The following is a 26,995-nucleotide window of genomic DNA, read 5'->3' as shown; positions in this document are numbered from 1 at the left end:
GTGGCGAACCATCGGGGGAGCATCAAGAGTTGGGGGCAAACAAAATAAAATATGGGGGCAAACAATATGGGGGCGAACAATATGGTGAGCATCAATCAGCTTAAAACCTTGGCGCTGCTAGCGCTGCTGAGTGGATTAATTGTGTTGGCGGGCTACCTGTTGGTGGGCAACGAACAGGGGTTGTACTACGGCCTCGCCTTTGCCGCCCTGGGCAGCTTTGGATCTTGGTACTATTCCGACCAGGCAGCACTGTCGGCTTTTCAGGCCAAGCCAACGCCCCGCGAACAGGCCCCGGCACTGTTTGATCGCATTGCGACCCTCTGCGATCGCGCGGGAATTCCTATGCCCACGCTGTACGTTGTCCCCTCCGAGTCCCCTAATGCCTTTGCGACCGGGCGCGATCCTGATCATGCGGCGATCGCCCTGACGGAGGGGATCCTGAATCTGCTGCCCCCAGAGGAACTGGAGGCGGTGGTGGCCCACGAGCTCACCCATATTCGCAATCGGGACACCCTCACCCAGGCCGTGGCCGGCACCCTGGCCGGATCGATCACCTATGTGGGACGCATCCTCACCCTGGGCGCGCTCTATTTTCCGGTCTCTCGCACCGGACGACGCAGCAACAACCCCATCGCGCTGTTGTTTTTGCTGGTCATTGCTCCCCTGTGCGCGGGGTTGATTCGCATGGCGATTTCTAGAACGCGGGAGTATGCCGCCGATGCAGGGGCAGCTGAGATCACGGGGAATCCCCTGGCCCTAGCGCAGGCGCTTGAAACCCTCGAATTGATGAAGGATAAGGCACCCATGCATGGCAATCCTGCCTTTGCCCCCCTGTTTATCGTCAACCCCCTCTCCCCAGAGGGACTGATGAAACTATTTTTGACCCATCCCTCCACGGAGGATCGAATCAAGCGACTGCAAGCACTGGCAGAGGAGATCAAAACCCAGCAGGATAAGGCTCAGGCCACCGCCTAGCTATGGGGGGTTACCCCGCAGGGGCGGGGAGCTGGTGGATATTGATCCAGCCACTGCCGAATACGCGCCTTGAGTTGCTGCCGTTCTGCCTTGCTTAGCCCCTGCGGGTCAAAGCGATCGCGGTAGTGGAGGGCAGCCATCCCGCGTAAGTCCTGCATCATTGCCGCCGGGATCTGCGGCTCCAGGGTTTGTATCCATTGCATGACGGGCTCAGCCTCGCGGCGCGGCAGTCCCCATTGCCGCAGCCGCTGCTCAATGTGGTGAAATTCAGGCTCCATGGCCTGGGGCTGAGCTGAGCGCGATCGCCCCCTTGGCCGGGAGCCTTGAGGCGATCGCCGCCCTGGGTGACGACGGAGACGGGTCATTAAATACAGGGCAAAGAGCAACAGGATGAGGGCCACCCCGATGAGCCCCATAAATCCGGCTTGAGCAGGCCCCCCCTTTGCGATCTGGGCCTTCAGGTGCGACCAAGCTTGGGACAGGTCCCAGGACCTTTGACGAGGTCTCTCGGTCTGGGCTTCCTGGAGATTTGAAGCGGGAGACTCCGCCGCTGCAGGCGTTCTCCGTTCACCGGCCTCAATCCCGCCCCCTGGGGTGGTGTCCACGGTCCTCCAATGGCCATCCACATAGGCCACAACCCAGGCATGGGCATCTCGCAACCGAACCAGATATTGCTGGCCATCGTATTCGTGCACCAGGTAGCCCACGACATAGCGGGCCGGAATCCCCGCCGCTCGCAGCAGCAAGGTGGTGGCCGAGGCAAAATATTCACAGTGCCCAGAGCGGTGATCCAGGAGAAATGACGCCAGAGGCGTTTTAGAGGCGGTGGCAGCGGGCAGATCGAGGGAATATTGAAATTCGCTCTGGAAGAAGGCGGAGATGGCTTGGAGAATGGCTGCGTCGGACTGATCCTGCAGCTGAAGCGATTGAGCCAGGGTTCGCAGGGTATTTTGTTCCGTGGCTGGAATAAGGCGATCCCAGGGCGTGGGCGGAGAGTCGAGCGATCGCGTCGGGTCAAACTGGACGCGGTAATCCACCGCCGGAGGCTGTCCCTGCACCGCCACCGTCCCGTATTGATTCTGGGCAAGGGTTGCCCCATGAAGAGCGCTAATTTCCACGGTTCCCAGGGGTAGCTTTAAGAGATCCGTGGGCGGCGAGGCCTGCATGGACACGCGAATTTCCGCCGTTGGATTGATCCGGGGACCGAGTAGCCAGCGCCGTGGCGCCAACCGTGGCGGGACAAATTTAGAATCAACGGCTGTCCAAGCCCCCCCTTGATATTGGTTGTAGACCGCTTCTCGCAGGTGGAGGGGAAAGAGGGCGGTGCCGGCGGCATCCGGGGAGGGCGTGACGCGAAAAAGCAGGGCATCGGACCGCTGGAGCGATCCCACGTTGCCTATTTGGGTTCGCGCGGTTTCGGGATTGACCATTCCCGCAGCCTGCTGAATCTGGGGCGGTAGCGCCCCCGGCCCTGGAGGGACAGGATCTGCTGTTGAGGGCAGACGGTCAGGCACCTCAGGGATTGCAGCGGCCCCTGAGGCTGGGCTGGCGGGAGCGGGGACCTCTGACGGGAAGGTGGACGGGGTCGTCTCTCGGTTCGGGTTTGGATCATTCAGGTTTGGATCATTCAGGTTCGGGGTATTTAGGTTCGGGGGACCTTCCGCTGTCGATTGCGCTGTCCCCTCCCTGGGGCTAGCCTCCTCAGAAGCCGGGGCGGAACGATTGTCGCGACGCGCTGGGGGGCTGAGGTCTGTGTCCGAGGAGGGCCGGTCAGCCCGATTGGATGACCGTTGGGTCTGGGAGCGCCCTGCCCCAGGGCTGTCTTCCCAAAAGAAGTCGGGCGGCCTTTGTTGCATCCCTTCCTCAAGGGTTTGGCCTTCGAACGGTGGCTGCAGCCAGGTCGGGAGGGCGAGAGATTGAATCCAGGAGGTCAGCATTGCTGGGCGCCCGATCTGGACATGCGATCGCAGCCAGTAGAATTGGTGTGTCCCAAGGATGCTCAAGATCAGGGCGAATCCCACCAGCTTTAAAAATCGCTGGGAACTAAAACGCGGCGATCGCAGGGATCCAAGGAGGGCTACCACCAACCCCACCACCGTGGCCATGAACCAGAATCCGTTACCGCCCGTGGCGCTAGCGGCGATGAGACAAATACCGAAATAGGGATAGTAAACATTAATGGGGGTTTGCAGCCAGGGAATATCGCGCAGCAGTGCCTGGTACTGTTGGGAAAAGTGGGTGCAGTAGGTCTGGCAGACCAGCAGGGGAAAAAAGGCAATGGGCAGGCTCTTGAGCAGATGATAGTGCGCTGCGTAGTCCAGGGGCGTGGGGGAGTGAGTGGGCAGATAGAGAATCGACCCGAGCCAGATCAGTCCGCCCAGAACATGAACAGCCTTGAGTTGACGCAGGGAAAGGGACCAGCGGGGCCGGATAAAGTCCCGGGCTTCGAGGAATAGCACCATGGGAATGGCTAACATCCAGACGCCGGTTTGATAGCCCCAGAGCAAAAGCGCGAGGCTGCAAAGGGTGGTGATGGGTTGCCTCATAGCTGCAATAGATCCTGCTGAAGCTGGGAGAGAGCCACAAAGTGAATTTGACAGAGATCCGATCGAAAGCGATCAAATCGGTCCTGGGGGTAAACCCACGAGTCTCCTAGAAGGATGACCTTTGTGGGAATCTGGTGCCGGACTAACTGTTCCACAAATAAATAGCGCGTTTCATCATCGCTCAGGAGAATACACAGACACCCGCTCAGGTGGGGTAAACGAGCCTGAACCAGGGGCATCAAGCCATGGAGGGTTTGAACTGGGCAGGGCAGGAGGGTGGCTAAGGTCTCCAGGATACGCAGCTGCTGGGACCGACCTTGGCCCACGGTCCAATATCGCGGTTTGGGTGCCGCCAACATGACGTCCATCAAGGTGGCCTCCGCTTGCTCCTGGGTGAGAATCGAGATGGCAATGGCAATGGCCGCTTCAAAGAGGTCGCTCTGGGTCTGCGTCTGAAATGTATCTAAAATCAGCCCGTGATGGAGGGCGGTTTCCTCCTGCTGTTCCTTCACCACGGGACGACCCAGCTTCGCCCAGCTTTTCCAGTGAATGGTGTTGCTGGGATCGCCGGGACGATAGTCGCGCAGGGACCGAAATTCCAAGGACTCACCCACGGCGGAGGTGATCACGGCCTCTCCCGGTTGATAGGTGCGGAGATTCGGTAAATTCAGAGGCGGGATCTGATAGCGCTGGGGCAAAATGCAAACCGATTGAGCGATGGGGCAGGTTTGACGTCGGTACAGCAGACCCAAGGGGTCCGGGCAAAGCAGGGCGAGGGCTGGCAGCTGCAGGCGACCGCGTCGCAGCGGGAGGATCTTGCCTGTGACCTCCGTTTTCTGCCGGGCCGACAGGGGGGGCAGATCGACGCGGGGGGCCAGGGCCCAGCGCCCTTTGGCCAGATAACGGCGCCACTGCGATCGCCGCTGATACCGGTTGCGGTAGCGCTGCCGCAGGTCTTGAAATTCACGAAAACTGGGAAACGGTTCGGGCAGAGATTCCACCAGCTTTAATCCGCTCTGAGGGGTTGGAGTCAGATTTTGCAGCACCACTGGATAATAGAGCACCTCGCCGACGGTGCCAAAGGGGGGGAGGGATCGGCTGGCCCGGACCGCATAGCGAAGGGTACACCGCCCCAGGAAGGCCACCAGCAGCAGCGCCAGGGCCAGAAAAAATACCAGATGCATCAGACTTTGGATCGATCCGAGCCCCGCGATCGCCGTTATCCCTAAACAGACCAGGACTCCCAACCCCATGGGGGTAAACTGCTGACCCAGCCACCGGCGCAATCCGTAGGCGCAGCGTTGCAGGTGATAGGACAGGTACACCATCATGGCCTAGGCGGGCACCGGCATGTGCTGCAGGATCTGCCGAATACAATGGCCAGGGTCTAAGCATTCAAATTCTGGCTTGAGCACCAGCCGATGGGCCAGAACGGCCACCGCCATTTCCTGCACATGATCCGGGGTGACAAACCCGTAGCCGTCAAAGAGCGCCAGAGCTTGCGAAACCTTCATCAGCGCGATCGCCCCTCGGGGACTAGCTCCAAGTTGAATTTCCGGGCGCTGACGGGTTGCCTGAACCAGATCAACGATGTAGCGCTTGAGTTCACGACTGAGACGCACCTGATGGACCTGCGCCCTGAGGGCCAGGACCTCAGCCAGGGAAAGGCAAGGGCGCACTGCCGCGACGGGGTGCCCCTGAAGCTGCTGCGAGAGAATTTCCACCTCCTCTAAGGGGGGAACAAACCCCAACTGGAACTGCAGGGCAAAGCGATCCATCTGGGCCTCCGGCAAGGGATAGGTGCCCTGTGCCTCCACGGGATTTTGGGTAGCAATCACAAAAAAAGGGGCAGGCAGCGATTGCACCTGACCGTCCAGGGTGACTTGCTGTTCTGCCATGGCTTCCAGTAGGGCAGACTGGGTGCGCGGTGAGGCACGATTAATTTCATCGGCCAGAACCAGATGGGCAAAGAGGGGGCCTGGACGAAACTCAACGGTTTGCCGGTGAGGGTGGAGTACAGTCCCCCCCAAAATATCGGTGGGCAGCAAATCCGGGGTGAATTGAATGCGGCTGTAGGTCATCTCCACAGAATAGGCCAGGGCCTTGGCTAGGGTGGTTTTTCCAGTCCCTGGGTAGTCCTCCAAGAGCACATGGCCACCGCCCAAAAAGGCCGCCAGCAGTTTCCGAATAGCGGCACCTTGCCCTTTGATGACCGCCTGAATATTCTCAAAAAGGCGATGATACAGCTCTGCCCCGTTCTGGGCTGTGGACAACAGCGACTCCATGCAATGACTCTTTTTGTTCAGCATACCCAAGCGGCAGGATTCAGCCTACAGTCCTTCAGGGCCAGTCTGTGTAAGGCCAGTCTTTTTGAGGGGCGGTTTATTCGCAACTCCACCCTTGATGATTATGATGAGTCCGGAGACCCTTAGAGATTAGTAAATGGATGATCAGGAACTAACAGCACTTCTGAGCGATCTCGAATCTGACCGGGTCGAGCGCAAAGCGTCAATTTCAGACGGGAAAAAATAAGACAGTCGATTTGTGCTTTTGCAAACGATCTACCCAATCATAAAGAGCCTGGAGTCCTTTTTGTAGGCATGAATTATCCTCTCAGTGGCCTGATTGTCTTGATCGTAAAGAACGAGCGTTCAGAGTCATCTCAGCTTTTTGGCGAGTATTGAGTCAAGCGGCTTTTATTGGTACTGCTGATGTTGTTCTGGTTGATTTAGGGCCTAACTTAGGCGCGATCAACCGAGCCGCTCTGATTGCCTCGGACTATATCGTAGTTCCGCTTTCACCAGATCTTTTTTCATGGCAGGGACTAAAAAATCTGGGTCCAACCCTGAGGCGCTGGAAAAAAGAATGGCAAGAGCGTATTCTTAGGAATCCAGTGGCAGACCTTGCGCTACCAGCGGGGAAGATGCAACCTATTGGGTATATTATTCTCCAACACGGCGTTCGCTTTGATCATCCTGCGAAAGCCTTTCAACGGTGGATAGAGCGAATTCCTCATATTTACAACTTTGAGGTCACTCCAGGACAAGAGGCAACGGTCTTACCGACATCCCAGGATCCTAATCGTTTGGCCCGACTGAAGCACTATCAAAGCTTAATGCCAATGGCCCAGGAGTCTCGTAAACCCATTTTTCATCTTAAACCCGCTGATGGGGCGATGGGATCTCATCTCTATGCGGTTAGGGATGTATATCAGGACTTTAAGAAACTAGCGCAAGAGATTGCCCATCGCACTGAACTCCGGGTGCCTCAATCTCAACCTACTCTTGAACCAGAAATGCATTAGCGCAAAGGCAAGGCTGACCCCAGGCCCCCTTCCCGCAGCGGTGTCTCAGTGATCAAGGTCACAACATGTTGGGTCAGAACTCAGCACAATGAACATTCACTTCTCCTCAATTTTTACGCCTGTGACATTGAGGAGCACGGTATACGGAGGTCTGGATTTTGACTCCGAAGCTCGGTTCGCAACAGTCCCCCCCAAAGGATTTTTCCCATGACTTGTGATGGTAAGTTGGCCCAGCGTTCTCCCGTGGCGTTCTTTCAGGGCCTTGGGCTGGCCTGGCTGGGCGGGATTGCCCTGCTGTTGAGCTGGATCTATTTGAATGCCGCGGCGCTAGACTGGATGGCCCGCTTTTCCCGTAACCTGTCCTGGTTTGGGGGACTGTTTCTGGGGGCGATCGCCCTGCTGCTGGGGCAGCAACTGTACCGGGCCCGCGATCGCCTTCAGCTTTCGTTCCAGCCCCAGGGAATCCCGCTGTTGCTGCTATTTGGCGCAGCCAGCGCCAGCCTGCTGCTGCGGTGGCATCTCAACTTAGCCCCGCTGCTGGCGATTTGCTTTCTGGTGGGCAGCTATGGACTGCTGGGCCTCTGGGTTCAGTCCTCCCTGTGGCAACGAGGCTTACCCTATCTGGGTGCGGTTGCCCTGGTGCTGCTGTTGACCCTCCAATTTTCCACCGGCCTTGGCCCCCTGGCCCGGAGCGCCACCGCGGTGGTGGTGGCCTGGATTCTACAGCCGCTGCATATGGAGTCGATTTCTGCGGAGAATATCCTGGTCTTGAACACCGGCATTGCCGCAATTGACCTGCCCTGTAGCGGTCGTAAAAGTCTCTGGATGGGCAGCTTGTTTTTGCTGGCGGCTTCGCTGCTGGATCGCCGCAGGATTGGCCTGCGCTGGTTTGGCCTCTGCCTGGTGAATGCGGCCCTGCTAATGGTGGCCAATATCGCTCGGATTCTGACCCTGGTGGTTCTGATCTATGGGTTGCAGCAACAAGCGATCGCTGATATGGTCCATCTCCCCCTGGGCATTTTAAGTTTTCTGAGCGTCTGTACGATCTCCGGGTATCTACTGCGATGGGTGCCTCCGCTGCCTCCCCTGGCGGTTTCTGCAGATCCTCTCCCGCCAGGGTCGCCCCTGAGACTGCGCCCCTTGCTCTGGACCCTGGGCCTGATGGTGGGGCTTACGTTGATTCCCCAGCCACCCTTGCGGCTGCCTTCCCTGGCAACGCTCCCTCCCCTGCAGTGGCAAGCTCCCATGCAGAGCGAAGCCATCACCCTGACGCCCCAAGAGGAGCTTTTCTTTACGGACTATCCTGGCGTTGTGGCCGAAAAGCAATCCTTTCGCTTTGGTGACCTGTCTGGATCGATGCTGCTGGTCACCAGTCCCACCTGGCAGGCCCACCATACGCCTGAACTGTGTTTAACAGCCAGTGGCTATCATCTGGACCACATGGAAAAGCACAGGCTTAGCGATCAGGTGCAGGGTCGCTGGATCTCGCTGAATCAGGGGCACCACAGCGCAGCCTACTGGTTCCAGTCGCCCCAGCGGACAACGGATAGCTATTTAGAGCGCATTTGGAGTGAAATCACCCGCCGCGACCCAAAATGGACCATGGTTTCCATCCTCATGGACCAGTCCCTGAGCGCGGATCAGCCCCAGGTGCAGCCCTTGGTGGAGGAGGTCCACCGGGCGATCGCCAGCCGCATGAATGTATTCCCCCCTGAGATCTGACGGTTTACACCACCCCCTTGTTGGAGAATCCCATGTCATCGTCGAGTTCCAGCCCGGCCCCGAGCCCGGTGAAAGAGGTGTTCCAAATCCTGTTTGCCATCTTTTTCTGGTTGTTCAATGGTACCCTCCTGCTGATTGTCTTTCTAGGATTTTTGCCCTTTTGGGGCCGAGAAATCCTCAGCGATGCAGCTCGCGGCGAGGTTCCGTTTAGCATTCTGGTGCCAGTGCTGGGGTTGCTGGGCGTTCCCACCGCCTCAACGGCCATGGGGACGCTGCGCCAGATCCACCGCCGCAAGGCCTCCCCGGCCCGGCCTCCCCTTTCCCTATTTCAGATTTTCTACGGCATTGAAGCCCCGCTGCTGACCATCTTTACCCTTCGCCTCTTTTTTCTGCGGGATTTAACCCCAGCGGCCACGTTTCTCTGCGGTACGGTGGCCCTCGGCAGTCTGGCCCTGATCCACTGGCTCTTGACTGCGCAGCACCCCGAAACTGAAAGGGCCACCTGGGGACATCTGGCTGGACTCACCCTCATGCTGGTTTCGGTGCTATATCTCGCTGCGATCGCCCTGTTTTACCTCCCGCCGACCCTTTGGTTTGTGGGAGCGGGGATTCTCTTTATCCTGGTCTACTTTGTGATTCTCTTTCCAGTGGCGGTGATGACCTTAGGCTGGATCACCATGCCCTTTGGCATGGCGGCGCTCTTTTTTAACTCCTGGCGACAGATCGCTCAGCAGTTAGGTCGCCGAGGGGGGACAGAAAAAGTCCTGGCTGCGGTGGGTCTCGTTTTGGCGGTTTGGCTGGGGCTGCTGGCCATGCTTCAGCAGCAGCCCCAGCATCGGGCATTTGAGCTGTTGGCCTCCCAACCCGCGCCGTCGCAAACGGTGCAAGAACATCGGCAAGCCCTGCTGAAGGAGTCTGAGACGATTCGGCAGGGTCTTCTCAACGCTTACCTGGCCCCCTATCGCTATCCGCTGCTGGAGAGTCAGGGTATTTTCAACCTCTATCAATCTCTCCTGGGCGATCGCCTAGCCCAGATGATGCAATCGGCCTATAACGTTGTCATCGCGCCCTTTGCTTACCAGGGCCCTGGAACAGATCCAGACAAGGCGGCGAGTCTCTACGCTGAGTTTTTTGATACCCCCATTCTGCGGGGGGAACAGGCCGCCATTCAAAGAGCCCTTCAGTCCACCTTTGATCGCGCCCAGGCCAAGGCTGGATTACTGGATGTGCGCGCGGAACGGGTCAAGCTAGAGCAGCAAGATATCCAGGTGACGCCCCACGGCGACTGGGCCGAGATTGAGCTGCATGAGGTCTATGCCAACACCACCTTCGATCAAACCGAGGTGCTTTACCTCTTCTCCTTGCCGGAGAGCGCCACGATTACTGGGCTGTGGTTGGGAGAGACGGGCGATCGCGCCCAGCGATACGATCCAATCGTTTCGACCCGAGGGGCTGCCCAGCAGGTCTACAACGATCAACTTCAGCAGCGAGTGGATCCGGCCCTCTTGGAACAGGTGGGACCTCGCAACTACCGCCTGCGCGCCTTTCCCATCCCGCCCATGAACCAAGATCAGCTGCCCCAGGATGGTCAGCCGGACCGGATGCATCTCTGGATGACCTACCAGGTGATGCAACAAGCGGGGCAATGGCCCTTGCCCCAGTTGCACGAGCAGCGCAATATTTTCTGGCGCAACTCCACCCGCCGGACCCTCAACGGGGTATCGCAAAGGGGACATAAACAGTGGTTGCCCGCCTCCCTTCCGGCTGAACCGATGGCCCCGATGGCCCATCAAACCCAACTGCCGGGGGGATATCTGCTGGCCAATCCGATCGATGAAACGGCCTATACCTTGCCCACCGGACAGCATCTGGCCCTGATTCTAGACGGATCCTACAGCATGAAAGCCCATCAAAGGGAGCTTAAGGCCACCTTTGCATGGCTGCAGGAGGCCATCTTGCCCAACAATCCGACTGATCTGTTTCTGACTCAAATTGGATCGGATCCGGCCACTCCGGTGACGGAGGTGCAGACCTTTCAGCCGGAAGAGGCCCTCTTCTACGGGCGGATTCAGCCGAGTCAAATGCTCAGGCAGTTTAACCAGGCCATTGCCGGCACCTCCAAGTCCTATGACGCCATTGTGCTGATCACGGATACGGGCAGCTATGAACTCACCGAGGATAGCGACGACCCGGTCGCGATCACAGCGCCGCTCTGGCTGGTGCATGTGGGGGGCCTGCAGCCCGCCTACGATGACGCCACCCTCGAGGCAATTCAGCGCACGGGCGGCAGCGTCTCCACCCAGGTTCAGGAGGTGATGACCCGGATTGCCACCCAGCCCAGTCTGGGGCCGGGCACCTCCCTGCTCAACGTGGTGGATGGCTATGCCTGGTTTCTGAGTCAGAGGCCGGACCCTCAGGTGCCTATAACCCCTGACCTGGATCCGATGGCGGCTCGTCAATGGGTGGCTCAGGTGAGCGAATCGGTCCAGCCGGAAGAACTGGCGCAGCTAGACGCCATTCATGCCCTGGCCCAGCAAAACCAAATTGTGACGCCCTACTCCTCCATGTTGGTGTTGGTCAACGCTGACCAAAAGCGTCAGCTCCAGGCGGCAGAGGATCGCGAGGATCGCTTTGATCGGGAAGTGGAAGACCAGCAGCTGCCGCAGCCGCAGCAGGCTCTGGCTCCAGTTTCCGGCGTGCCAGAGCCTGCTGAATGGCTGCTGTTTTTGGCGGGAACCGGGCTGCTGGGGCTGCTGTACTGGCAGCGAATGATGAATCTTCAGGCGGTTCCGTCTGGGACCGAAGCGGAGGACGCCCCTCACCTATCCCTAGAGCCATGGAGTCGGCCCCGGCGTTAACGGCCTAGCCAAAGTGGAGGGGATCCACATCAATCCCAAGGCGCACCTCGCGGGGACAGCGCGATCGCAGGTAGTCCAGGGGAAGCGGCGTTGACAGGGGCGTTGCCTCCAGGTTTTCAGGGAGCTTCAGAAGAATCTGCCAGCGAAATCGCCGGGCCACCTTGAGCACCTGGGCCGGAGCTGGCCCTAACAGGGCAAAGTTCTCCCAGAGGGCCCCTAGCATCTCCCGGAGCAAGGAGGCCATCTCCTGAGCGGTTTGCTCCACCAGGACTGGGTTGGGGCTGCTCAGCTTCAGCAGCAGGAGTTGGCCATAGGGCGGGTACTGGAGCGCCTGTCGCATCGCCAGTTCGCTCTGGGTAAAAGCCTGGAATTGATAGTCCTTCACCGCCTGTAGAACCGGGTGTTCGGGGTTATAGGTTTGAATGACCACCTGGCCTGGCTGGGTGCCCCGTCCAGTTCGTCCGGCCACCTGCAAGAGGGTTTGCATGGTGCGCTCACTAGCGCGAAAGTCAGACAAGTTCAGCAGGCTATCGGCCGCCAGCACGCCGACAAACTGCACCTGGGGAATATCCAGGCCCTTGGTCACCATTTGGGTGCCCACCATCAGATCCACCTCTCCCTGGGAAAAGCGGGTCAACAGTTCCCGATGCGCCCCCTTGCGGCGGGTGGTGTCGCTGTCGAAGCGCAGCACCCTAAGGGTGGGAAATTGTTCCCGCAGCTCCTCCATGACGCGCTGGGTGCCGCTTCCAAAGTAGCGAAAGTAGGGGGATCCGCAGCTTGGGCATTTTGGGGGCTGGGGGGCCGTATGGTTGCAGTAGTGGCAACGAAGGAGCGGTGTTGAGGGATGATGGGTGTGATGATAGGTGAGGGAGACGCTGCAGTTGGGGCATTCCACCACATAGCCGCAGCTCCGGCAAGACACAAAGGTACTGTGGCCCCGCCGATTGATAAACAACAGCCCCTGCTGTTGTTCGGCTTGGAGCTTGGCCAATCCCTGCTGAATCCGCTGACTCAGGAGCGTGCGATTGCCCCGCTGTAGCTCTTGGCGCATATCCACCAGAACAATGGGCGGCAGGGGCTGAGCATGCACCCGCTCTGGCAAGCGGACATAGAGGGCGCTTCCGGCCGGCGCCGCGGGTGAGGGCTGGGGGACGACAGGCTGGGGTTGGGCTGCCTCCGGCCAGGGAGCGGCGGCCTGCACCCGGTGCCAGCTTTCTAAGGACGGGGTTGCGGACCCCAGAATCAGGGGACAGTTTGCCAGCTGAGCGCGCCAGTGGGCGACGGTGCGGGCGTGGTAGCAGGGGGCCGGAGATTCTTGCTTATATCCCCCATCATGCTCCTCGTCCAGAATAATGAGTCCTAAATTCCCCAGGGGCGCAAAGATAGCAGATCGAGTGCCCACCACCACCTGTGGATCCGATTGCAGCAGCACGCGCCAGGTATCGTAGCGCTCTCCCTCGGATAGGGCGCTGTGGTAGACCCGAACCCGCTGACCAAATCTGGCCCGAACCCGATCGCTGATCTGGGGGGTCAGACCAATTTCGGGCACCAGCAGCAGGGCCGACTGGCCGGCGGCGAGGATCGGGGCGATGGCTTGCAGGTAGACCTCAGTTTTTCCCGATCCAGTGACCCCGTGCAGGAGCACCGTGCCGAAGCCCTGCACCGACTGAATGGCCTCCAAGGCCTTCCGTTGATGGAGGGTCAGGGATTGAGGGTGGTCCGCGGCCATGAGGCTAGACTCCAGGCGCAGGGTTTCCCGATCGCTCAGGGCGATGGCGCCCTTGCGGGCCAGGGTCTGGATTAACCCAGGGCTGGCGTGGGTAGAGCCCATCAAATCCACAGCCCACAGTTCGCCGCCCCGCTGCTTTAAAAATTGCAGCACCTCTTGCTGGCGAGGGGTCAAGGAGGAGGCCAGGGGCTGCTCATGGATCAAGGTTGCAACCCGCCGCGTTTTGGGCTGGGTAGGAGACTGGGTTTGCAGGTAAACTGCCACCCGCTGATGCCGCTGCAGCTCGCGTAGGCCTGGGGCGGCACCTTTGATTTTCTTTTGAATGTGGGTCCAGCTATAGTCTCCGGTTTTGCTGCTCTTGAGGACTTGCAGGATTTGCTGCGCCAGGGGAGAGAGGGGGGCTTCCGGCCCTAAGTTCTGGGGGGGCAATAGCTTGACCCGTTTTTGGGATCGTCGCAGCAGCCCTGGGGGTAACACCACGCGGATCGTTGCCATCAAGGAGCTGTGGTAGTAGTCCGCCACGGTTTGCAGAAGGGTCCAATAGCCGGGAGGAAACAGGCTGCTGCTGGCCACCGCCTCAATGGCCCGCACCTGGCCAGGATCGAGATCCCGAGGCAGATCCGGGGTGAGGCGTAGGGCGATCGCCCCCACCTGCTGGCGCCCCAAGGGCACCGTCAAAATATCTCCCACGGCGATGGTGTGGCCCGTGGGGATGCGGTAGGTGAGCACCTGCGGACTGCCGGGGCAATCCACCAGGGCTTCTACATAGCAGGGATCGCAATGGCGATCGGGTTGGGGCGAAGCGGAGAGTTCAGATCCGGACATAGCAAGGCAGGCAGCGAGGGAACCTGAGGGGTTCCCCCAGTCGATTGGAATCTTTGGGGTTGCAGGCTGAATTTAATTCATAAATTTAATCCTTGGGCCATTGTGCTCCGGGGCGGTTCCGGGATGTGTCATCATGATGCATGGATTATTCGGCAGTTTCGAACTCACTTCAGACGGTCGATGATTTCTGTTGCACAATCGTGTAGGAACTAAGTTGAAGCAATGAAGATTGGCGATCGCGTCCGGGTCCGAACCTCCGTTATTGTGTACCACCATCCTGAGCACCGCAACCAGCCCTTCGACATTCAGGGCATGGAGGGAGAGATTACCGCAATTTTAAGCGATTGGGAAGGCCGCGTGATTAGCCCAAACTATCCCTTTCAGATCAAGTTTGATAAAAAGTTTCGCACCCATCTGGGTGAGCAAGAGTTAGAACTGGCCTAACCCCGGTGGTCCCCGCGGATGGTCAAGACATCGATCGGGGACGGCGGAAGCGCGATCCGCAGCTGGGACCTGATCGGAAGCTGGAATGTCCGCCACGGGTTGCAGGATCAAGCCACTGGGCCATCCTCTGAGTTCTCCATCGCCAGGTCTGGCATCCCCAAGCTCAGAGGGGGTCGCTGCGCCACATCCCCGACATCCCCCTCCGCCTTGGGGCCCTCTAGAGCCAGCCCCGCAGCCTATAGATAGCCCAGCCCACATATTCCTTGAGCGCGCGAGTGGTTCGGTCCAGGGCCAGGGAATCGGGCAGCAAATCCAGCAGCTGCTCCTGAAACTGCTTTTTAGGTCGCTGGGTTTCCACTAAAAAATCCGTGGGGGCTGGGATGACCGTCATACCCTGTTTGAGAAAGATGGCCTTAGCTCGGGGCATGTGGGAGGCGGAGGTGACCAGAAGCAGCTTGCCGCGAATTCCGCTGCGCTGCAGCAATTCCCGAACGTTCCGCGCATTTTCATAGGTATTGAGGGAGTCCGGTTCGAGGATGACCGCCTCAGTGGGAACGCCCATGGTTGCCATCAGGGTTTGCATATCAATGGCTTCAGCCTGACCGCCGCCTTTCCAGGCAATGCGCCCGCCACTGAGGATGACCTTGGGGGCCCGACCCTCCCGATAAAGCCTGGCGGCATAGAGAATGCGATCGCCCGCCTCATTCACCTCGGGGCCCTGACGAGGGGGAGTGGGGGGATAGGTACTGCCTCCTAGCACCACAATGGCGCTGGCCCTGGGGGGATTCACCAGGGGAGGATTTTGCCGCTCCAGGGAATAGAGGAGGGCCTCCGCCATCAGATTGCTGGCGCTGATGATCAGCACCGTTAGGGCCAGCACCAGGGCCACCGCAGCACGCCTCGGACGACTCCAGAAGTTTGCAATGGCAAAGATCAGCAGCAGGCTAGTGAGCCCCAGGGGATAGAGGGCTAAGGGCAGCAGTTTAGACAGAAACAGTAAAAATTCGCCCATCACCCTTAGCCCGCGCCGAGGTGGACTGCTGCCCGCCGGTGAGCCTGGGCAATGGCCAGTTCCAGAGCGGCTTTCATGCTTTGGGGATTCGCGATGCCCTTGCCGGCAATGTCAAAGGCCGTGCCGTGATCGGGAGAGGTGCGGATAAAGGGCAGTCCCAGAGTGGTGTTCACGGCCCGGTCAAAGGCCATCAGCTTGACCGGGATCAGCCCCTGGTCGTGGTAAAGCGCCAGGTAAGCATCGTGCAGCGTCCCCTCAAAGCCGCGAGATTGCCCATACCAGGCCTGACCTGGCGCCACCCACATCGTATCCGGGGGAATGAGCCCCGTTAGGGTGACCTGGGGAAACTGCTGCCCCATGGCCCTCAACCAGTCCTCCATCCATTGAACTTCCTCCTGACCCAGCTGTCCTTGTTCGCCGCTGTGGGGATTGAGACCGGCAATTGCAATCTTGGGCCGACTCAGGCCAAAGTCCTGATGGAGGGTTTCAATCAGCAACGCTAGCTTTTGGGTGAGCCCTTCTGGGGTAATTTGTTGGGGCACGGATTGCAGCGGAATGTGGGTCGTGGCCAGCAGGGTTCGCAACTGCCAATGGCTGTGAGGCGAGGTGGCCACAAACATCATCCCAAACCGCGTCACGCCAGCCCGTTCCGCGAGAAGTTCAGTTTGGCCAGGGTAACGATGCCCAGCTAAACTCCAGGCTGCCTTGGCAATGGGGCCAGTGACGACGCCAGCAACCTGGTGATCCAGGGCTAGGCTAATTGCCTGGTTGAGGCAATCAAAGCTCAACTGACCGGTGGCGGCAGTGGGCTGCCCCAGGACCATGGGTGGGGCGGCGCTTTCCACCGCGAAGCTTTCCACCTCTAATAGATTGAGGTCATCGGGATGGAGAAGGGGCGCAGGACGGCTTGGGTTCTGGGCTGTTTGCAGCTGCCCATAGGTTTGCTCAAAGCAGCGGCGATGGCCAACCACAGTGATCTGGGCTGCCAGATCGGGATCGGCTAGGGCTTTGAGAATGACCTCGGGGCCGATGCCGGCGGGATCGCCCATGGACAAAGCTAAGCGCGGAAGATCGGAGGGCATGGAATCAGGAGTAAGGACAGGAGGGCCTCAGGAGGATGAGCCGTTTGAGATCCTCTGAGATCCTCTGAAATTATCATAGAGAAAGTTACGAACCAGCGGGAGTTCTCAATTCCCAGTCATCTGCTGTAAATTTCAGTAGGATGGAGGGAAAGTAACATTTCTAAACATTCGGGTCTGCCTTGGACAAGTCAACATCAAAACCGCCGCTCCACGTCCATTCCCATGATGGTCTAGAGGGACAGGGTCACCATCACAGCGAGGAATCCCTGCGGGCTATTTTGAATCGTCTGTCTCGAATTGAGGGGCATATTCGCGGCGTGAAAACCATGATTCAGGAAAGTCGCCCCTGTCCCGAGGTTCTGATTCAGATTGCAGCGGTTCGCGGCGCGTTAGATCGCGTGGCCCGACTGATTCTAGACGAGCATTTGACCCAATGTGTGTCTCGTGCGGCCCATGCTGGCAATATTGAGGCGGAAATCGCGGAATTAAAGGCCGCGCTGGATCGCTTTTTAGATTGACGGGCAACTTCGCCGCCTTCCCGCCACATCAGTGCTCGTAGACTAAGATAGAAAAAGTTTTTTTACGCGCTTGACATCGCTATGAAAATTCAGCCGAATGAAGTGGACCGCGTGTTGATTTTTGACACCACTCTGCGGGACGGTGAGCAGTCCCCCGGTGCAACGCTGAATGTTCCTGAAAAAATCACGATTGCCAAGCAGCTTGCTCGCCTGGGGGTGGACATTATTGAGGCGGGGTTCCCCTTTGCCAGTCCGGGCGATTTTGAGGCGGTGCAGAAAATTGCTGAACAGGTGGGCACTCCCGAGGGACCCGTGATTTGCGGGTTGGCCCGCGCCACGCGCCAGGATATCACCACTGCTGCGGAGGCCCTCAAACCCGCGGCCCATCCCCGCATTCATACCTTTATTGCCACCTCCGATATTCATCTAAAGTACAAGCTCAAGAAAACGCGGGCCGAGGTGTTAGAGATCGCCGGGGAGATGGTGGCCCTGGCCCGATCCTTCACCGATGATGTGGAGTTTTCCCCGGAGGATGCGGGGCGATCGGATCCAGAGTTTTTGTATGAGATGCTGGAGCGGGCGATCGCAGCGGGTGCCACCACGGTCAATATTCCCGACACCGTGGGCTACATTACCCCCAGTGAATTTGGGGATTTAATTCGCGGCATCAAGGAAAACGTTCCCAACATTGATCAAGCCATTATTTCCGTCCATGGTCACAATGACCTGGGTCTGGCGGTGGCTAACTTCCTGGAAGCGGTAAAAAATGGGGCGCGCCAGTTGGAGTGCACCATCAACGGCATTGGTGAACGGGCCGGAAACGCGGCCCTGGAGGAGTTGGTGATGGCTCTGCATGTGCGGCGGCAGTATTACAACCCGTTCCTGGGGCGTCCGGCGGATTCAGAGACGCCCCTAACCCACATTGACAGTCGCCAAATCTACAAAACCTCTCGGCTGGTTTCGAACTTGACCGGAATGCTCGTGCAGCCCAATAAGGCCATTGTGGGGTCGAATGCCTTTGCCCATGAGTCGGGGATTCACCAGGATGGTGTCCTGAAGCATCGGCTCACCTATGAGATTATGGATGCCGAGTCCATTGGTTTGCACGAAAATCAGATTGTGCTCGGGAAGCATTCGGGTCGCAATGCCTTTCGCACTCGGCTGCGGGAGTTAGGGTTTGAGCTGTCCGAGCAGGATCTCAATAAGGCCTTTATCCGGTTTAAGGAGTTGGCGGATAAGAAAAAGGAAATCTCGGATTGGGATCTCGAAGCAATTGTCAAAGATGAAACCCAAACCCAGGAAAACACTGGATTTAAGCTGGAGCTGGTGCAGGTGTCCTGTGGCGATCACGCCCGGCCCACGGCCACGGTTACCCTGCTCACCCCTGAGGGCCAGGAGCTGACCGATGCCGCCATTGGCACTGGCCCGGTGGACGCAGTGTACAAGGCCATTAATCGCGTGGTGGATGTGCCCAATAAGCTGATTGAATTTTCGGTGCAGTCCGTGACCGCTGGCATTGATGCCATTGGAAAGGTGACCATTCGGTTGCAGTACGAAGATCGCATCTTCTCCGGCCATTCGGCCAACACCGATATTATTGTGGCCTCAGCCCAGGCCTATCTCAATGCGCTCAACCGTCTGATGGCAGCTCTTGACCAGTCTAAGTCCAGATCTGAGTTTGAGAGCCGTATCCTGGAAGAACCAGCGCGGGTGTAGTCATACGCTTCCCCGTCGCCCTCCTTGGTCAGTTAATCTTAGGGACAGCGTAAACCATGAGTGCAAAACGATTCATTATCGAAATGGGAATGGGGATTGATCAGCATGGTCAAGATCCCACGGTGGCTGCGGCCCGGGCCGTACGCGATGCCATTGGCCACAACGCCATTCCGGGGCTGTGGGAAGTGGCAGGTTTGAGTCATCCCAATGAGATGATTGTGCAGGTGGAGGTGGCGGTCCCCTTTCCCGATCAGGTGCGCGAGGCTGAGGTGCTAGCGGTGCTGCCCTTTGGCCAGAAAAGCTTGACGGTCAAGGAGGGCGGAATGGTGGTGGCCGGTAAGGCCATCCCGGAGCTACAGGATCGCAATGATGACATGTACATTGCCAATGCGGCAGTCACGATTGTGATTCCCGATTAGCGTCACTGACTAAGGGCTTCTGGGGGAAGTCCCTATGTTTTGGGGCTGGCAAAGGGCGTTCCCCAATGCCGCCAGTTTTCCTTATTAAAGGGCGATCGCCAATGCTGAATGAGCTGCTGCTCTAGGCGCTGGCGATGTCGGGTGGCCTTCGGCGCCTCAAAGCAAAACCCAATGCGCACGCTCACCGCCTGATCGTAGCGTCGATGCAGGGCGACGTAGTTGAATAAGTAGCCTTTGCAATCATGTTCCCCCTTCCAGCGCTGGTTGGACTGGCAGGTTTCTCCCACGTAGAGCAGCAGGGGAAGCTCCATATCGGTGACGAAATAGTAGGCGGCCGTGCCGGGATCCGGAAATGATCCGCGCCAGAATTCTGTGTTTTGCTGGGGCAATGAAAAGGGATCAAGCTGCTGCAGGGTGCTCCAAAGGGCGTCGGTTTCCAGGATCGATCCCTGGAGGGGCTGCGATCGATCGGCCAAAACAGTCTGCTGAAATCGATAGATGCGCTGTTTCCAGGCCTGGAGCATGGTGGCGCTGAAGGTCATCGGCGTGGATCTTGAGCCGTAAGGACGCTCCAGTTCCCGCAGGGTTGATTTGGAAAACAAAGATTGCTGCTGATACAAGAGTCCTTCTCCGCCAGGCCCACACCCAGATAATATAGACCAATTCTCCTGAGAAAAAGATGATATAAAAATTTACGGTCAGACCGGGCCTGCGGAACTTTCCCGTTGCGGGTGAGTCATAGGCCCTGGATGGAGCCCATCATGGCTGGCAATGCTCGTTAGACTGAAACTATTAGACTGAGGCTATTAGATTGAGTCGACTAGACTGAGGCTACAGGCCATGTTCTCTCCTCACCGCCATGGCGCGACTCAAATTTTTACCCTAGACAGAGGAGCTCTCTGATGAAACGACGAACAACACAATGGAAAGCCACCTTAGCGCTGCTCCTGACGCTGGGGCTGGGGACCGGGCCGATGATCCCCTTACTAACGGCAGGACCGGCAACGGCCCAAATTTTCCGTCGAGGCGGCAGTAGCAATGATACGCGCACCTTCCGAGTCGTTCGCGGCACCCGAATTCCGGCGGAATACCGGGATGGTGAAACCAATAAGATTTTAGTGTCCCCCCGAGAAACCCTGGATTTAACCCTGGAAACCAAGGCCCCGGTGCGATCCACCCAGGGCACGGTGATTATTCCCGCCGGTAGTCGCATCGAGGGCCAGCTAGAGCCATACCAGGACGGCGTCCGCTTTGTGGCCGATCGCCTTATTTTAGAGGACGGGACTTCGGAAGACCTGGATGCCACCTCCCGCGTCATTAGCCGTCGGGAAAACCTGGAGGGACGCAGCCGAGACGATTCTATCTGGCAAGGAGCCCTGGTGGGCGGTGCCGCAGCCACCGTTATTTCTGCCATCGTGACGGATGTGGGAATTGCAAAAACACTGGCCGGAGCTGGAGCCGGGGCGCTAGCCGGTTGGCTCATTGGGCGCGATCGCAACCAGAGTAAGGAAGTGGTGCTGGTCTATCCCGATACGGATCTAGATCTGACCGTCAATGAAACCTTTTTGCTGCGGCGGCGCTATGCCAGTCAGTTTAACTAGGGGGAGTCGCCTGCCAGTCTAGCGCGCCTAGGCTTTTCCTCCCTGGAGACCGTTGGTAACCCAGCTTGATCCCAGAACCAGCCCGCCCCGGTGCGGGCTTTTTCATGGCCTGGGGACCGGGTCGGCTCCAGGATGAAATGTGTTAACATTCCTTAATATGAGATGGTTTTAGGATAGTTCTGGAGGTCGTGATGGTTGCACTGAGCGAACAGCAAGCTTCTGCCCAAAAGCGGTTAACCCTGGAAACGGCTGAAATAGCGGAGGACACCACGGTCTTGCGATCCCTGGATTGGGACCGCGATCGCTTTGATATTGAATTCGGCCTCCAAAATGGAACCACCTACAACTCCTTCCTGATTCGCGGCGATAAGGTGGCCTTGATTGACACCTCCCATGAAAAGTTTGAGCAGCTGTACTTGCAGACCCTGCAGGGCCTGATTGACCCCAGCATCCTTGACTACATCATCATTAGTCACACGGAGCCGGATCATAGCGGCTTGGTGCGCAAGGTTTTGGCCCTAGCGCCCCAGGCGACGGTGGTGGGAGCTAAGGTGGCCCTGCAGTTTTTAGATGATCTGGTCCATCACCCCTACGAAAAGCAGGTGGTCAAAAATGGGGACCAGCTGGATCTCGGAGATGGTCATGTCTTGGAGTTTGTGAGTGCGCCCAATCTACACTGGCCCGACACCATGTTCACCTACGATCGGCGCACGCAGATTTTGTACACCTGTGATGCCTTTGGGATGCACTACTGTAGCCAAGAGACCTTTGACCAGGAGTTTGCCAAGCTGGAGCCAGATTTCCGTTTTTACTATGAATGCCTCATGGCTCCCAACTCCCGATCGGTTCTGTCGGCGATGAAGCGCATGTCGGCCCTGGGTGACATTCAGATCATTGCTACGGGGCATGGGCCAATCTTGAAGCACCATATTCCCCAGTGGCTGAATCTGTACGAAACCTGGAGTCAGGCAAAATCCAAGGCAGAAACCCTGGCGGCGGTGTTCTACGTGTCTGACTATGGCTACAGCGATCGCATCAGTCAGGCCGTGGCCCACGGGATTACCAAAACCGAAGTGGGGGTGGAGATGATGGATCTCAAATCCGCGGATGTTCACGATATTCAGGAACTGGTCAGCCGCGCCAAGGGCCTGGTGATCACCATGCCGCCTGTATCGGGACCCATTGCGGCCCAATGTCGCTCGGCGGTGGGCACGATCCTAGCTTCGGTCACAAACAAGCAGGCCATTGGGTTTGTGGAGTCCTATGGTGGAGATGATGAACCCATAGATCCGCTACTCAATAAGTTTCGGGAGCTTGGGCTCAAGGATGGCTTTGATCCCATTCGCATCAAGCTCAGTCCCACCGATGTGATCTATCAGCTTTGCGAGGAAGCAGGGACTGACTTTGGTCAGATGCTGGGCATGAAGCAGAAGATTCAAAAGGCAAAGGCCCAGGATAACCAATTGCAAAAGGCGCTGGGACGCCTGTCGGGGGGTCTTTATATCCTCACGGCTCAAAAGGGCGATGTGAAGGGGGCCATGCTGGCCTCCTGGGTGGCCCAGGCCAGCTTTGAGCCCCTAGGGTTTACGGTGGCGGTGGCCAAGGACCGCGCCATTGAATCGTTGATGCAGGTGGGCGATCGCTTTGCGCTGAACGTGCTGGAGGAGGGGAAGCATCTGCCCCTGATGAAGCATTTTCTCAAGCGGTTTCCTCCCGGTGCCGATCGTTTTGAGGGGGTCAACACCCAACGGGCAACCCACGGATCGCCGGTGCTCGCGGATGCTCTGGCCTATATGGAGTGTCGGGTGACAAGCCGGATGGAATGCAGCGATCACTGGCTGGTCTATAGTCAGGTGGAGGAGGGGCGCGTCTCTAATCCCAATGGTCAAACTGCGGTGCATCATCGCAAGGTGGGATCTTACTATTAAGGTCGCTGATATTAGGGCGGCTTATATTAAGACTGCTTATGGTCGTGGCCAGGGCTTCCAAGCCATCGGGCCATCTGATTGTGTCATGATGAACCCAGAAGATAGCGCTGCTTCTTTGCTGCCTGTGATGATCTCCTGCAAGTCTGATGGAAAACTCCCCTGCCATTGATATTCAAGTTGTCCCCATTGGTCCCGATACGCTAACCCTGCGATCGCGGAGCTGGAGTCGTCTGAAGTTTGAGATTGAATACGGCTTGCAGCGCGGCACCACGGCCAATTCCTATTTGATTTCCGGCAGCAATCGCACTGCCTTGATCGATCCGCCTGGGGCCAAGTTTAAGGAGACGTTTTTAGAGGCGCTACAGGCGCGGGTCAGCCTTTCCCAGCTGGACTATGTCATTTTGGGCCATGTGAATCCGAACCGGGCTGAAACCCTGATGGCCTTGCTGGATTTGGCGCCTAAGGTGACCCTAGTGTGCTCGAACCCCGCTGCTCAAATTCTTCCGGACCTGCTGCCGGGCTATGATCCGCGTCTGAAGGTGATGCGCGGGGAAGATGCCCTGGTCCTGGGCCGACTGCACATTTTGCAGTTTATTCCCACTCCCAATCCGCGCTGGCCCGACAGTCTATGCACCTATGATCTGTCGAGTCAGATCCTGTTTACGGACAAGTACTTTGGTGCCCATGTCTGCGGAGACCAGGTGTTTGACGAAGGCTTTCCCGTTTTTGAGGAGGATCGCCGCTACTATTTTGACTGTGTCCTGGCGCCCTATGCGAGTCAGGTGGAAAAGCATCTGGAGAAGTTTAGTGATTTTCCAGCCCAGTTTATGGCCCCGGCCCATGGCCCGATGCTGCGCTATGGCCTCACGGATCTGGTGCACAACTATCAAAGCTGGTGCCAGCAGCAAAAGGAGAAGGATTTATCGGTGGCGCTTCTCTATGCTTCGGCCTATGGAAATACCACCACGCTGGCCCAGGCGATCGCTCGCGGGATCAATAAGGCGGGGCTGCAGGTTACGGCCATTAATTGCGAGAATGCGGACACCGAGGAAATGGCAGCGGTCATTGAGCATTCGGACGGGTTTGTGATTGGATCTCCCACCTTGGGGGGGCATGCGCCTACTCAGATTCAATCGGCCCTGGGCACGATTCTCTCCACTGCCACGAAGGTGAAGCTGGCGGGGGTATTTGGGTCCTACGGCTGGAGTGGTGAGGCCATTGACCTGTTAGAGGGCAAGCTCAGGGATGCTGGCTTTCAGTTTGGCTTTGACACCATCCGGGTCAAGTTTAAACCCGATGAGGTGACCTTGAAGCATTGCGAGGAGGCCGGGACAGACTTTGCCCAAGCCCTGAAGCGGCTGAAAAAGGTGCGTCAATATCGCCAGCGATCGCAGCCCGAAAGCCAGGTCGATCGCACAGCCCAAGCGGTGGGGCGAATTGTGGGTTCCCTTTGTATTGTGACGGCTCGCGAAGAGTCCGTTTCCAGCGCGATGCTGGCTTCCTGGGTGTCCCAGGCCACCTTTGACCCGCCAGGGATTACCGTGGCGGTGGCCAAGGATCGCGCCGTGGAGTCTCTGCTGCATCCTGAGGGCTGGTTTGTGTTGAATGTGCTTTCCCAGGATAACCATCTGGATTTGATGAAGCATTTCCTCAAGCCCTTTCGGCCAGGGGAGGATCGCTTCGAGGGGGTAGACACCCTGGAGACGGCATGCCAGGGGATTGCCTTGGCGCAGGCCCTGTCTTACCTGGATTGTAAAGTCGTCAGCCGGATGGACTGCGGTGACCATTGGGTGGTCTACGCCCAGGTGGATCACGGGGAGGTACTCGACCAGGACGGGTTAACGGCGGTTCACCAGCGCAAGTCTGGGAAAAATTATTAGGGCACACTTTAAACCCCTGGAGTCAGGGCATCAGGGTCGCAGTCTTGGCTGGGCGAGTCCATTGACCTGCAACTCCTATTTCAACTTCTCCCGCGCTGCTTTTTTGGCGGGCACATCAGGTTTAGGCCGGTTGCAGGATCCCCTTGTCCTTGACCTTACGCCATGGCTTCCCTCCGCAACACCCATTCATGCAACAACGCCCTCCATGACTCAAACCATCGTTGGAAACTGCCAAAAGATATAAGGCAGCGATCGAAACATTCTGAGTAGGCCTAATCAAAAAGGGGCTGAGTCTCTCCACTCGCCCCCATCTATTGAACCTTTGAATTCCAACGCTCATCAAGGAAGACTCAGAGAGTGTTTGCAAATAAGCATTAAGAAAGGTTGCTTTTAGTTCAGGATGTGTGTTCTTGAGAAAGTAGAGTTTTCTGCTGCATCATCATGGCTAAACAACAACGTTACGGGAGTGATTTGTCTGACCAAGAATGGGAACGGATCAAGCCACTACTACCGCCAGATAAAACGGTAGGACGCTGGCGTACTAGTAATCTCAGGGATATTCTAGATGCCATATTCTATCGGGCTGACAACGGTATAAAATGGCGCAACTTACCCAAGGATTTTCCCCCATGGCAAACGGTTTATGGCTATTTTCGACTCTGGGTTCGCCTCGGTGTCTGGGAACAGATCAATGAAGCGCTGGTGCGTCAGGTGAGAGTGAATGAAGGTAGAGAAGAAGAACCTAGCTTAGCAATTACCGATAGTCAGTCGATGAAGCTGGGTGAAAAAGGGGGGCAGAAATTGGGGTTGATGGATTCAAGAAGGTAAAAGGCCGAAAACGTCATATCGCCGTAGGTGTTTTGGGGTTAGTTCTCAAATGTCATGTGAGTGCTGCCAATCAAGCAGATGTGAAAGCAGCACCTTGGGTTTTGCTTTGGGTGGTGGAACAGTATGAGCGACTTGAGAAGATTCTTGCAGACCAAGGATATCGGGGTAATTTTGGCGCGGACTTAGAGGCGATTGATGGCGTTGTGCTTGAAATCGCACGACACGAGGGGCAAGGATTTATCGTCGAAGCAAAGCGTTGGATTGTAGAACGACGTGGGCTTGGTTAGACAATGCACGGAGCTTAACCCGAGATTATGAACGCTTACCCGAGAATCATGCAGGCAGGGTCTACATTGTGATGATTCGTCTCATGTTAAAACGGCTCGAGAAAAACCGGAAGACATGGCAAGGAAAAATGGCTTAATGCTATTTACTTACATTTCTCGGCAGCTTCAGGAACAATGCGAGGCGGCGGGGGAGGTGATGTCGGAAATTCATCAAATTATAAATGGATGAAGTTTGTAGTGTGGCTCTTGTCTAGGCTCTTATCTCCTACACCCTGCGCCTATGCTTGAGAGGAGAGGACCTGCCTAAAGGTGAGCTTTTTTATGGAAGCGGCAGTTCAGCCAGGAGCTTTTGGGTATCCTGGATGAGGGTTTCGCCCCAGGGGTGTGACCAAGATTTGATGTTATATTTTTGCAAAGCTGAAGCCATATTGATTGATTTTTGACCAGAATTGTTGCCAACGCCCGTGAGAATAACTCAATGTCCGTAGACTCAACACAATGGCAGCCCCCTGCTCCTTCCATTTCATGCCAGCCGCACATAAGCGGGCTTTGATAATCACTTTACAGCCCGACTCGGTGACCCCCGAACCGATGGGTAGATGATTGGCAAGTGCTTCAGCATAGTGCATTTGATGATGGTGATTTTGAAAGTAAGTAATCGCCTCTTGCAAACTATCACGGCTCGCCTGAGGTCTGCGATGGGCAGATGGAATCGCTTCCATCTCAGTTAACAGTTGTTTGGCTGCACCGACTTCATGCTTGAGCGTATGACAATGCTCGTTCATCCAGGTTTTTTGAGCCGCAACACTACGGGGACAAAGCACTTTAGCAACCCGATCTAAATACTGGGTGGCATGATAGAAATCTAAGACTTGCGTATCAGTCAAAGGCTCTAGAAACGTCCAATTCTCTGGTGCTCCATCGGCCAAGCCTTGATAATGGGCATCGGGATACAGGCGTTTGACTTGTTCTACTTCGCGCTCCATGCGTTCAAGAAACGTGGCTCGTCCATATTCAGGGCTGGCTGCGACATAGGTCGTGTGTTGACGTTCTCCCATCTCGTCATACAAACTAATCGTGCCCACCATTGCTTGCCGGAATCCGCCCTCACACAACAGCATACAGGTGCCATCGATGCCAATACTCACTGTTGCCACGGGGGAGGGCAACTTCGGAGTTTGATAGTGCCAGTCTTCTTCTTTGAGTAAGGCAATATTCCCCACCGCTTCTGCCAGAGTTTGCACAAAGGAGCGATGCACGACCCGTCCGTGATTCTCAATCAAGTCTTCGACTAATCGAGGACTACTCATCTCCGCATACT

At 57.2% G+C, this 26,995-nt stretch carries 22 protein-coding genes and 1 pseudogene; 15 read left to right on the top strand and 8 right to left on the bottom strand.

The features are described from left to right. The first annotated feature begins 66 nt into the window (after positions 1-66). A complete protein-coding gene (locus QQ91_RS12440) occupies positions 67-975 on the top strand; it encodes a M48 family metalloprotease (RefSeq protein ID WP_236096180.1) in 909 nt (302 codons plus the stop codon). Here QQ91_RS12440 and QQ91_RS12435 read toward each other — a convergent pair. Genes QQ91_RS12435 through QQ91_RS12425 form a run of 3 tightly spaced genes read right to left on the bottom strand, consistent with a single transcriptional unit; the run spans position 972 to position 5,806 of the window. After that, entirely contained in the window at positions 972-3,521 is a 2,550-nt protein-coding gene (locus QQ91_RS12435; RefSeq protein ID WP_166282519.1) for a transglutaminase domain-containing protein, read from the bottom strand. The genes QQ91_RS12440 and QQ91_RS12435 overlap by 4 nt on opposite strands. Next, the gene (locus QQ91_RS12430; RefSeq protein ID WP_236096179.1) at positions 3,518-4,852 is read right to left on the bottom strand and encodes a DUF58 domain-containing protein; all 1,335 of its coding nucleotides are present in this window, start codon (positions 4,850-4,852) and stop codon (positions 3,518-3,520) included. Before QQ91_RS12430 ends, QQ91_RS12435 begins: the two co-directional genes overlap by 4 nt. A gap of 3 nt (positions 4,853-4,855) precedes the next feature. After that, positions 4,856-5,806, bottom strand: coding sequence for an AAA family ATPase (locus tag QQ91_RS12425; protein WP_166282517.1), 951 nt, complete (start codon positions 5,804-5,806; stop codon positions 4,856-4,858). A gap of 3 nt (positions 5,807-5,809) precedes the next feature. Here QQ91_RS12425 and QQ91_RS12420 point away from each other — a divergent pair, with 3 nt between their 5' ends. The 5 genes and pseudogenes from QQ91_RS12420 (at position 5,810) to QQ91_RS12400 (ending at position 11,405) form a co-directional block, all read left to right on the top strand. Continuing rightward, positions 5,810-5,953 (top strand): hypothetical protein, encoded by a 144-nt coding sequence (locus tag QQ91_RS12420; RefSeq protein WP_166282515.1) that lies wholly within the window; start codon positions 5,810-5,812, stop codon positions 5,951-5,953. 248 nt (positions 5,954-6,201) lie between these two features. Beyond that, positions 6,202-6,387: pseudogene (locus QQ91_RS12415) on the top strand (ParA family protein); the annotation flags it as partial. 57 nt (positions 6,388-6,444) lie between these two features. After that, the gene (locus QQ91_RS12410) at positions 6,445-6,825 is read left to right on the top strand and encodes a hypothetical protein (RefSeq protein WP_236096181.1); all 381 of its coding nucleotides are present in this window, start codon (positions 6,445-6,447) and stop codon (positions 6,823-6,825) included. Between the two features lie 207 nt (positions 6,826-7,032). Further along, positions 7,033-8,547: an exosortase O gene (xrtO, locus tag QQ91_RS12405; protein ID WP_166282513.1), complete on the top strand. Its 1,515-nt coding sequence runs from the start codon at positions 7,033-7,035 to the stop codon at positions 8,545-8,547. A gap of 32 nt (positions 8,548-8,579) precedes the next feature. After that, positions 8,580-11,405 carry a TIGR02921 family PEP-CTERM protein gene (locus QQ91_RS12400; RefSeq protein WP_166282511.1) on the top strand — a complete coding sequence of 942 codons (2,826 nt, stop codon included), beginning with the start codon at positions 8,580-8,582 and terminating at the stop codon, positions 11,403-11,405. Positions 11,406-11,409: 4 nt separating this feature from the next. Here the strand turns inward: QQ91_RS12400 and priA are convergent, their stop codons facing one another. Then, the gene (gene priA, locus QQ91_RS12395) at positions 11,410-13,959 is read right to left on the bottom strand and encodes a primosomal protein N' (RefSeq protein ID WP_166282509.1); all 2,550 of its coding nucleotides are present in this window, start codon (positions 13,957-13,959) and stop codon (positions 11,410-11,412) included. A 222-nt stretch (positions 13,960-14,181) separates the two neighbouring features. On the opposite strand from priA, the gene QQ91_RS12390 reads away from it, so the two are divergent. Beyond that, on the top strand, positions 14,182-14,403 hold the full coding sequence (locus QQ91_RS12390) for a ferredoxin-thioredoxin reductase variable chain (protein WP_166282507.1): 222 nt from the start codon (positions 14,182-14,184) through the stop codon (positions 14,401-14,403). A 217-nt stretch (positions 14,404-14,620) separates the two neighbouring features. Here QQ91_RS12390 and QQ91_RS12385 read toward each other — a convergent pair whose 3' ends face one another. Both QQ91_RS12385 and pdxA read right to left on the bottom strand, forming a co-directional pair. Further along, entirely contained in the window at positions 14,621-15,415 is a 795-nt protein-coding gene (locus QQ91_RS12385) for a YdcF family protein (protein ID WP_166282505.1), read from the bottom strand. A 5-nt stretch (positions 15,416-15,420) separates the two neighbouring features. Continuing rightward, positions 15,421-16,497 carry a 4-hydroxythreonine-4-phosphate dehydrogenase PdxA gene (pdxA, locus tag QQ91_RS12380; RefSeq protein WP_166282503.1) on the bottom strand — a complete coding sequence of 359 codons (1,077 nt, stop codon included), beginning with the start codon at positions 16,495-16,497 and terminating at the stop codon, positions 15,421-15,423. 179 nt (positions 16,498-16,676) lie between these two features. On the opposite strand from pdxA, the gene QQ91_RS12375 reads away from it, so the two are divergent. From QQ91_RS12375 to QQ91_RS12365, 3 genes are all read left to right on the top strand, one after another. After that, the gene (locus QQ91_RS12375) at positions 16,677-17,015 is read left to right on the top strand and encodes a metal-sensing transcriptional repressor (protein WP_166282501.1); all 339 of its coding nucleotides are present in this window, start codon (positions 16,677-16,679) and stop codon (positions 17,013-17,015) included. A gap of 81 nt (positions 17,016-17,096) precedes the next feature. Then, the gene (locus QQ91_RS12370; protein ID WP_166282499.1) at positions 17,097-18,731 is read left to right on the top strand and encodes a 2-isopropylmalate synthase; all 1,635 of its coding nucleotides are present in this window, start codon (positions 17,097-17,099) and stop codon (positions 18,729-18,731) included. A gap of 56 nt (positions 18,732-18,787) precedes the next feature. Continuing rightward, a complete protein-coding gene (locus QQ91_RS12365) occupies positions 18,788-19,150 on the top strand; it encodes a Lin0512 family protein (protein ID WP_166282497.1) in 363 nt (120 codons plus the stop codon). 32 nt (positions 19,151-19,182) lie between these two features. On the opposite strand, the gene QQ91_RS12360 is transcribed toward QQ91_RS12365, so the two are convergent. Then, the gene (locus tag QQ91_RS12360; RefSeq protein ID WP_166282495.1) at positions 19,183-19,770 is read right to left on the bottom strand and encodes a GIY-YIG nuclease family protein; all 588 of its coding nucleotides are present in this window, start codon (positions 19,768-19,770) and stop codon (positions 19,183-19,185) included. Positions 19,771-20,052: 282 nt separating this feature from the next. Here QQ91_RS12360 and QQ91_RS12355 point away from each other — a divergent pair, with 282 nt between their 5' ends. The 5 genes from QQ91_RS12355 to QQ91_RS12335 all read left to right on the top strand — a co-directional run bounded on the left by QQ91_RS12355 (position 20,053) and on the right by QQ91_RS12335 (position 25,674). Continuing rightward, positions 20,053-20,751, top strand: coding sequence for a TraB/TrbI/VirB10 family type IV secretion system protein (locus tag QQ91_RS12355; protein ID WP_166282493.1), 699 nt, complete (start codon positions 20,053-20,055; stop codon positions 20,749-20,751). A gap of 191 nt (positions 20,752-20,942) precedes the next feature. Then, the gene (locus tag QQ91_RS12350; RefSeq protein WP_166282491.1) at positions 20,943-22,679 is read left to right on the top strand and encodes a diflavin flavoprotein; all 1,737 of its coding nucleotides are present in this window, start codon (positions 20,943-20,945) and stop codon (positions 22,677-22,679) included. 146 nt (positions 22,680-22,825) lie between these two features. Next, positions 22,826-24,559: a diflavin flavoprotein gene (locus QQ91_RS12345; RefSeq protein WP_166282489.1), complete on the top strand. Its 1,734-nt coding sequence runs from the start codon at positions 22,826-22,828 to the stop codon at positions 24,557-24,559. A 441-nt stretch (positions 24,560-25,000) separates the two neighbouring features. After that, positions 25,001-25,387: an IS5 family transposase gene (locus QQ91_RS12340; RefSeq protein WP_166282487.1), complete on the top strand. Its 387-nt coding sequence runs from the start codon at positions 25,001-25,003 to the stop codon at positions 25,385-25,387. A 32-nt stretch (positions 25,388-25,419) separates the two neighbouring features. Continuing rightward, positions 25,420-25,674: a hypothetical protein gene (locus tag QQ91_RS12335; RefSeq protein WP_201277452.1), complete on the top strand. Its 255-nt coding sequence runs from the start codon at positions 25,420-25,422 to the stop codon at positions 25,672-25,674. A 401-nt stretch (positions 25,675-26,075) separates the two neighbouring features. On the opposite strand, the gene QQ91_RS12330 is transcribed toward QQ91_RS12335, so the two are convergent. Beyond that, positions 26,076-26,995, bottom strand: a 920-nt coding sequence (locus QQ91_RS12330) for an ISKra4 family transposase (RefSeq protein WP_166282483.1), incomplete at its 5' end; no start/stop codon positions are given.

The sequence above is a fragment of the Lyngbya confervoides BDU141951 genome (assembly GCF_000817775.3).
Lineage (GTDB): Bacteria > Cyanobacteriota > Cyanobacteriia > Thermosynechococcales > Thermosynechococcaceae > Lyngbya > Lyngbya confervoides.
This window is presented reverse-complemented; position numbering and strand designations above follow the sequence as displayed.

What these genes read in the sequence shown, in the direction of transcription:
- QQ91_RS12440 (WP_236096180.1), top strand. Translation starts at nt 67, where the DNA reads ATGGGGGCGAACAATATGGTGAGCATCAATCAGCTTAAAACCTTGGCG.
- QQ91_RS12435 (WP_166282519.1), bottom strand. Translation starts at nt 3,521, where the DNA reads ATGAGGCAACCCATCACCACCCTTTGCAGCCTCGCGCTTTTGCTCTGG.
- QQ91_RS12430 (WP_236096179.1), bottom strand. Translation starts at nt 4,852, where the DNA reads ATGATGGTGTACCTGTCCTATCACCTGCAACGCTGCGCCTACGGATTG.
- QQ91_RS12425 (WP_166282517.1), bottom strand. Translation starts at nt 5,806, where the DNA reads ATGGAGTCGCTGTTGTCCACAGCCCAGAACGGGGCAGAGCTGTATCAT.
- QQ91_RS12420 (WP_166282515.1), top strand. Translation starts at nt 5,810, where the DNA reads ATGACTCTTTTTGTTCAGCATACCCAAGCGGCAGGATTCAGCCTACAG.
- QQ91_RS12410 (WP_236096181.1), top strand. Translation starts at nt 6,445, where the DNA reads ATGCAACCTATTGGGTATATTATTCTCCAACACGGCGTTCGCTTTGAT.
- xrtO (WP_166282513.1), top strand. Translation starts at nt 7,033, where the DNA reads ATGACTTGTGATGGTAAGTTGGCCCAGCGTTCTCCCGTGGCGTTCTTT.
- QQ91_RS12400 (WP_166282511.1), top strand. Translation starts at nt 8,580, where the DNA reads ATGTCATCGTCGAGTTCCAGCCCGGCCCCGAGCCCGGTGAAAGAGGTG.
- priA (WP_166282509.1), bottom strand. Translation starts at nt 13,959, where the DNA reads ATGTCCGGATCTGAACTCTCCGCTTCGCCCCAACCCGATCGCCATTGC.
- QQ91_RS12390 (WP_166282507.1), top strand. Translation starts at nt 14,182, where the DNA reads ATGAAGATTGGCGATCGCGTCCGGGTCCGAACCTCCGTTATTGTGTAC.
- QQ91_RS12385 (WP_166282505.1), bottom strand. Translation starts at nt 15,415, where the DNA reads ATGGGCGAATTTTTACTGTTTCTGTCTAAACTGCTGCCCTTAGCCCTC.
- pdxA (WP_166282503.1), bottom strand. Translation starts at nt 16,497, where the DNA reads ATGCCCTCCGATCTTCCGCGCTTAGCTTTGTCCATGGGCGATCCCGCC.
- QQ91_RS12370 (WP_166282499.1), top strand. Translation starts at nt 17,097, where the DNA reads ATGAAAATTCAGCCGAATGAAGTGGACCGCGTGTTGATTTTTGACACC.
- QQ91_RS12365 (WP_166282497.1), top strand. Translation starts at nt 18,788, where the DNA reads ATGAGTGCAAAACGATTCATTATCGAAATGGGAATGGGGATTGATCAG.
- QQ91_RS12355 (WP_166282493.1), top strand. Translation starts at nt 20,053, where the DNA reads ATGAAACGACGAACAACACAATGGAAAGCCACCTTAGCGCTGCTCCTG.
- QQ91_RS12350 (WP_166282491.1), top strand. Translation starts at nt 20,943, where the DNA reads ATGGTTGCACTGAGCGAACAGCAAGCTTCTGCCCAAAAGCGGTTAACC.
- QQ91_RS12345 (WP_166282489.1), top strand. Translation starts at nt 22,826, where the DNA reads ATGGAAAACTCCCCTGCCATTGATATTCAAGTTGTCCCCATTGGTCCC.
- QQ91_RS12340 (WP_166282487.1), top strand. Translation starts at nt 25,001, where the DNA reads ATGGCTAAACAACAACGTTACGGGAGTGATTTGTCTGACCAAGAATGG.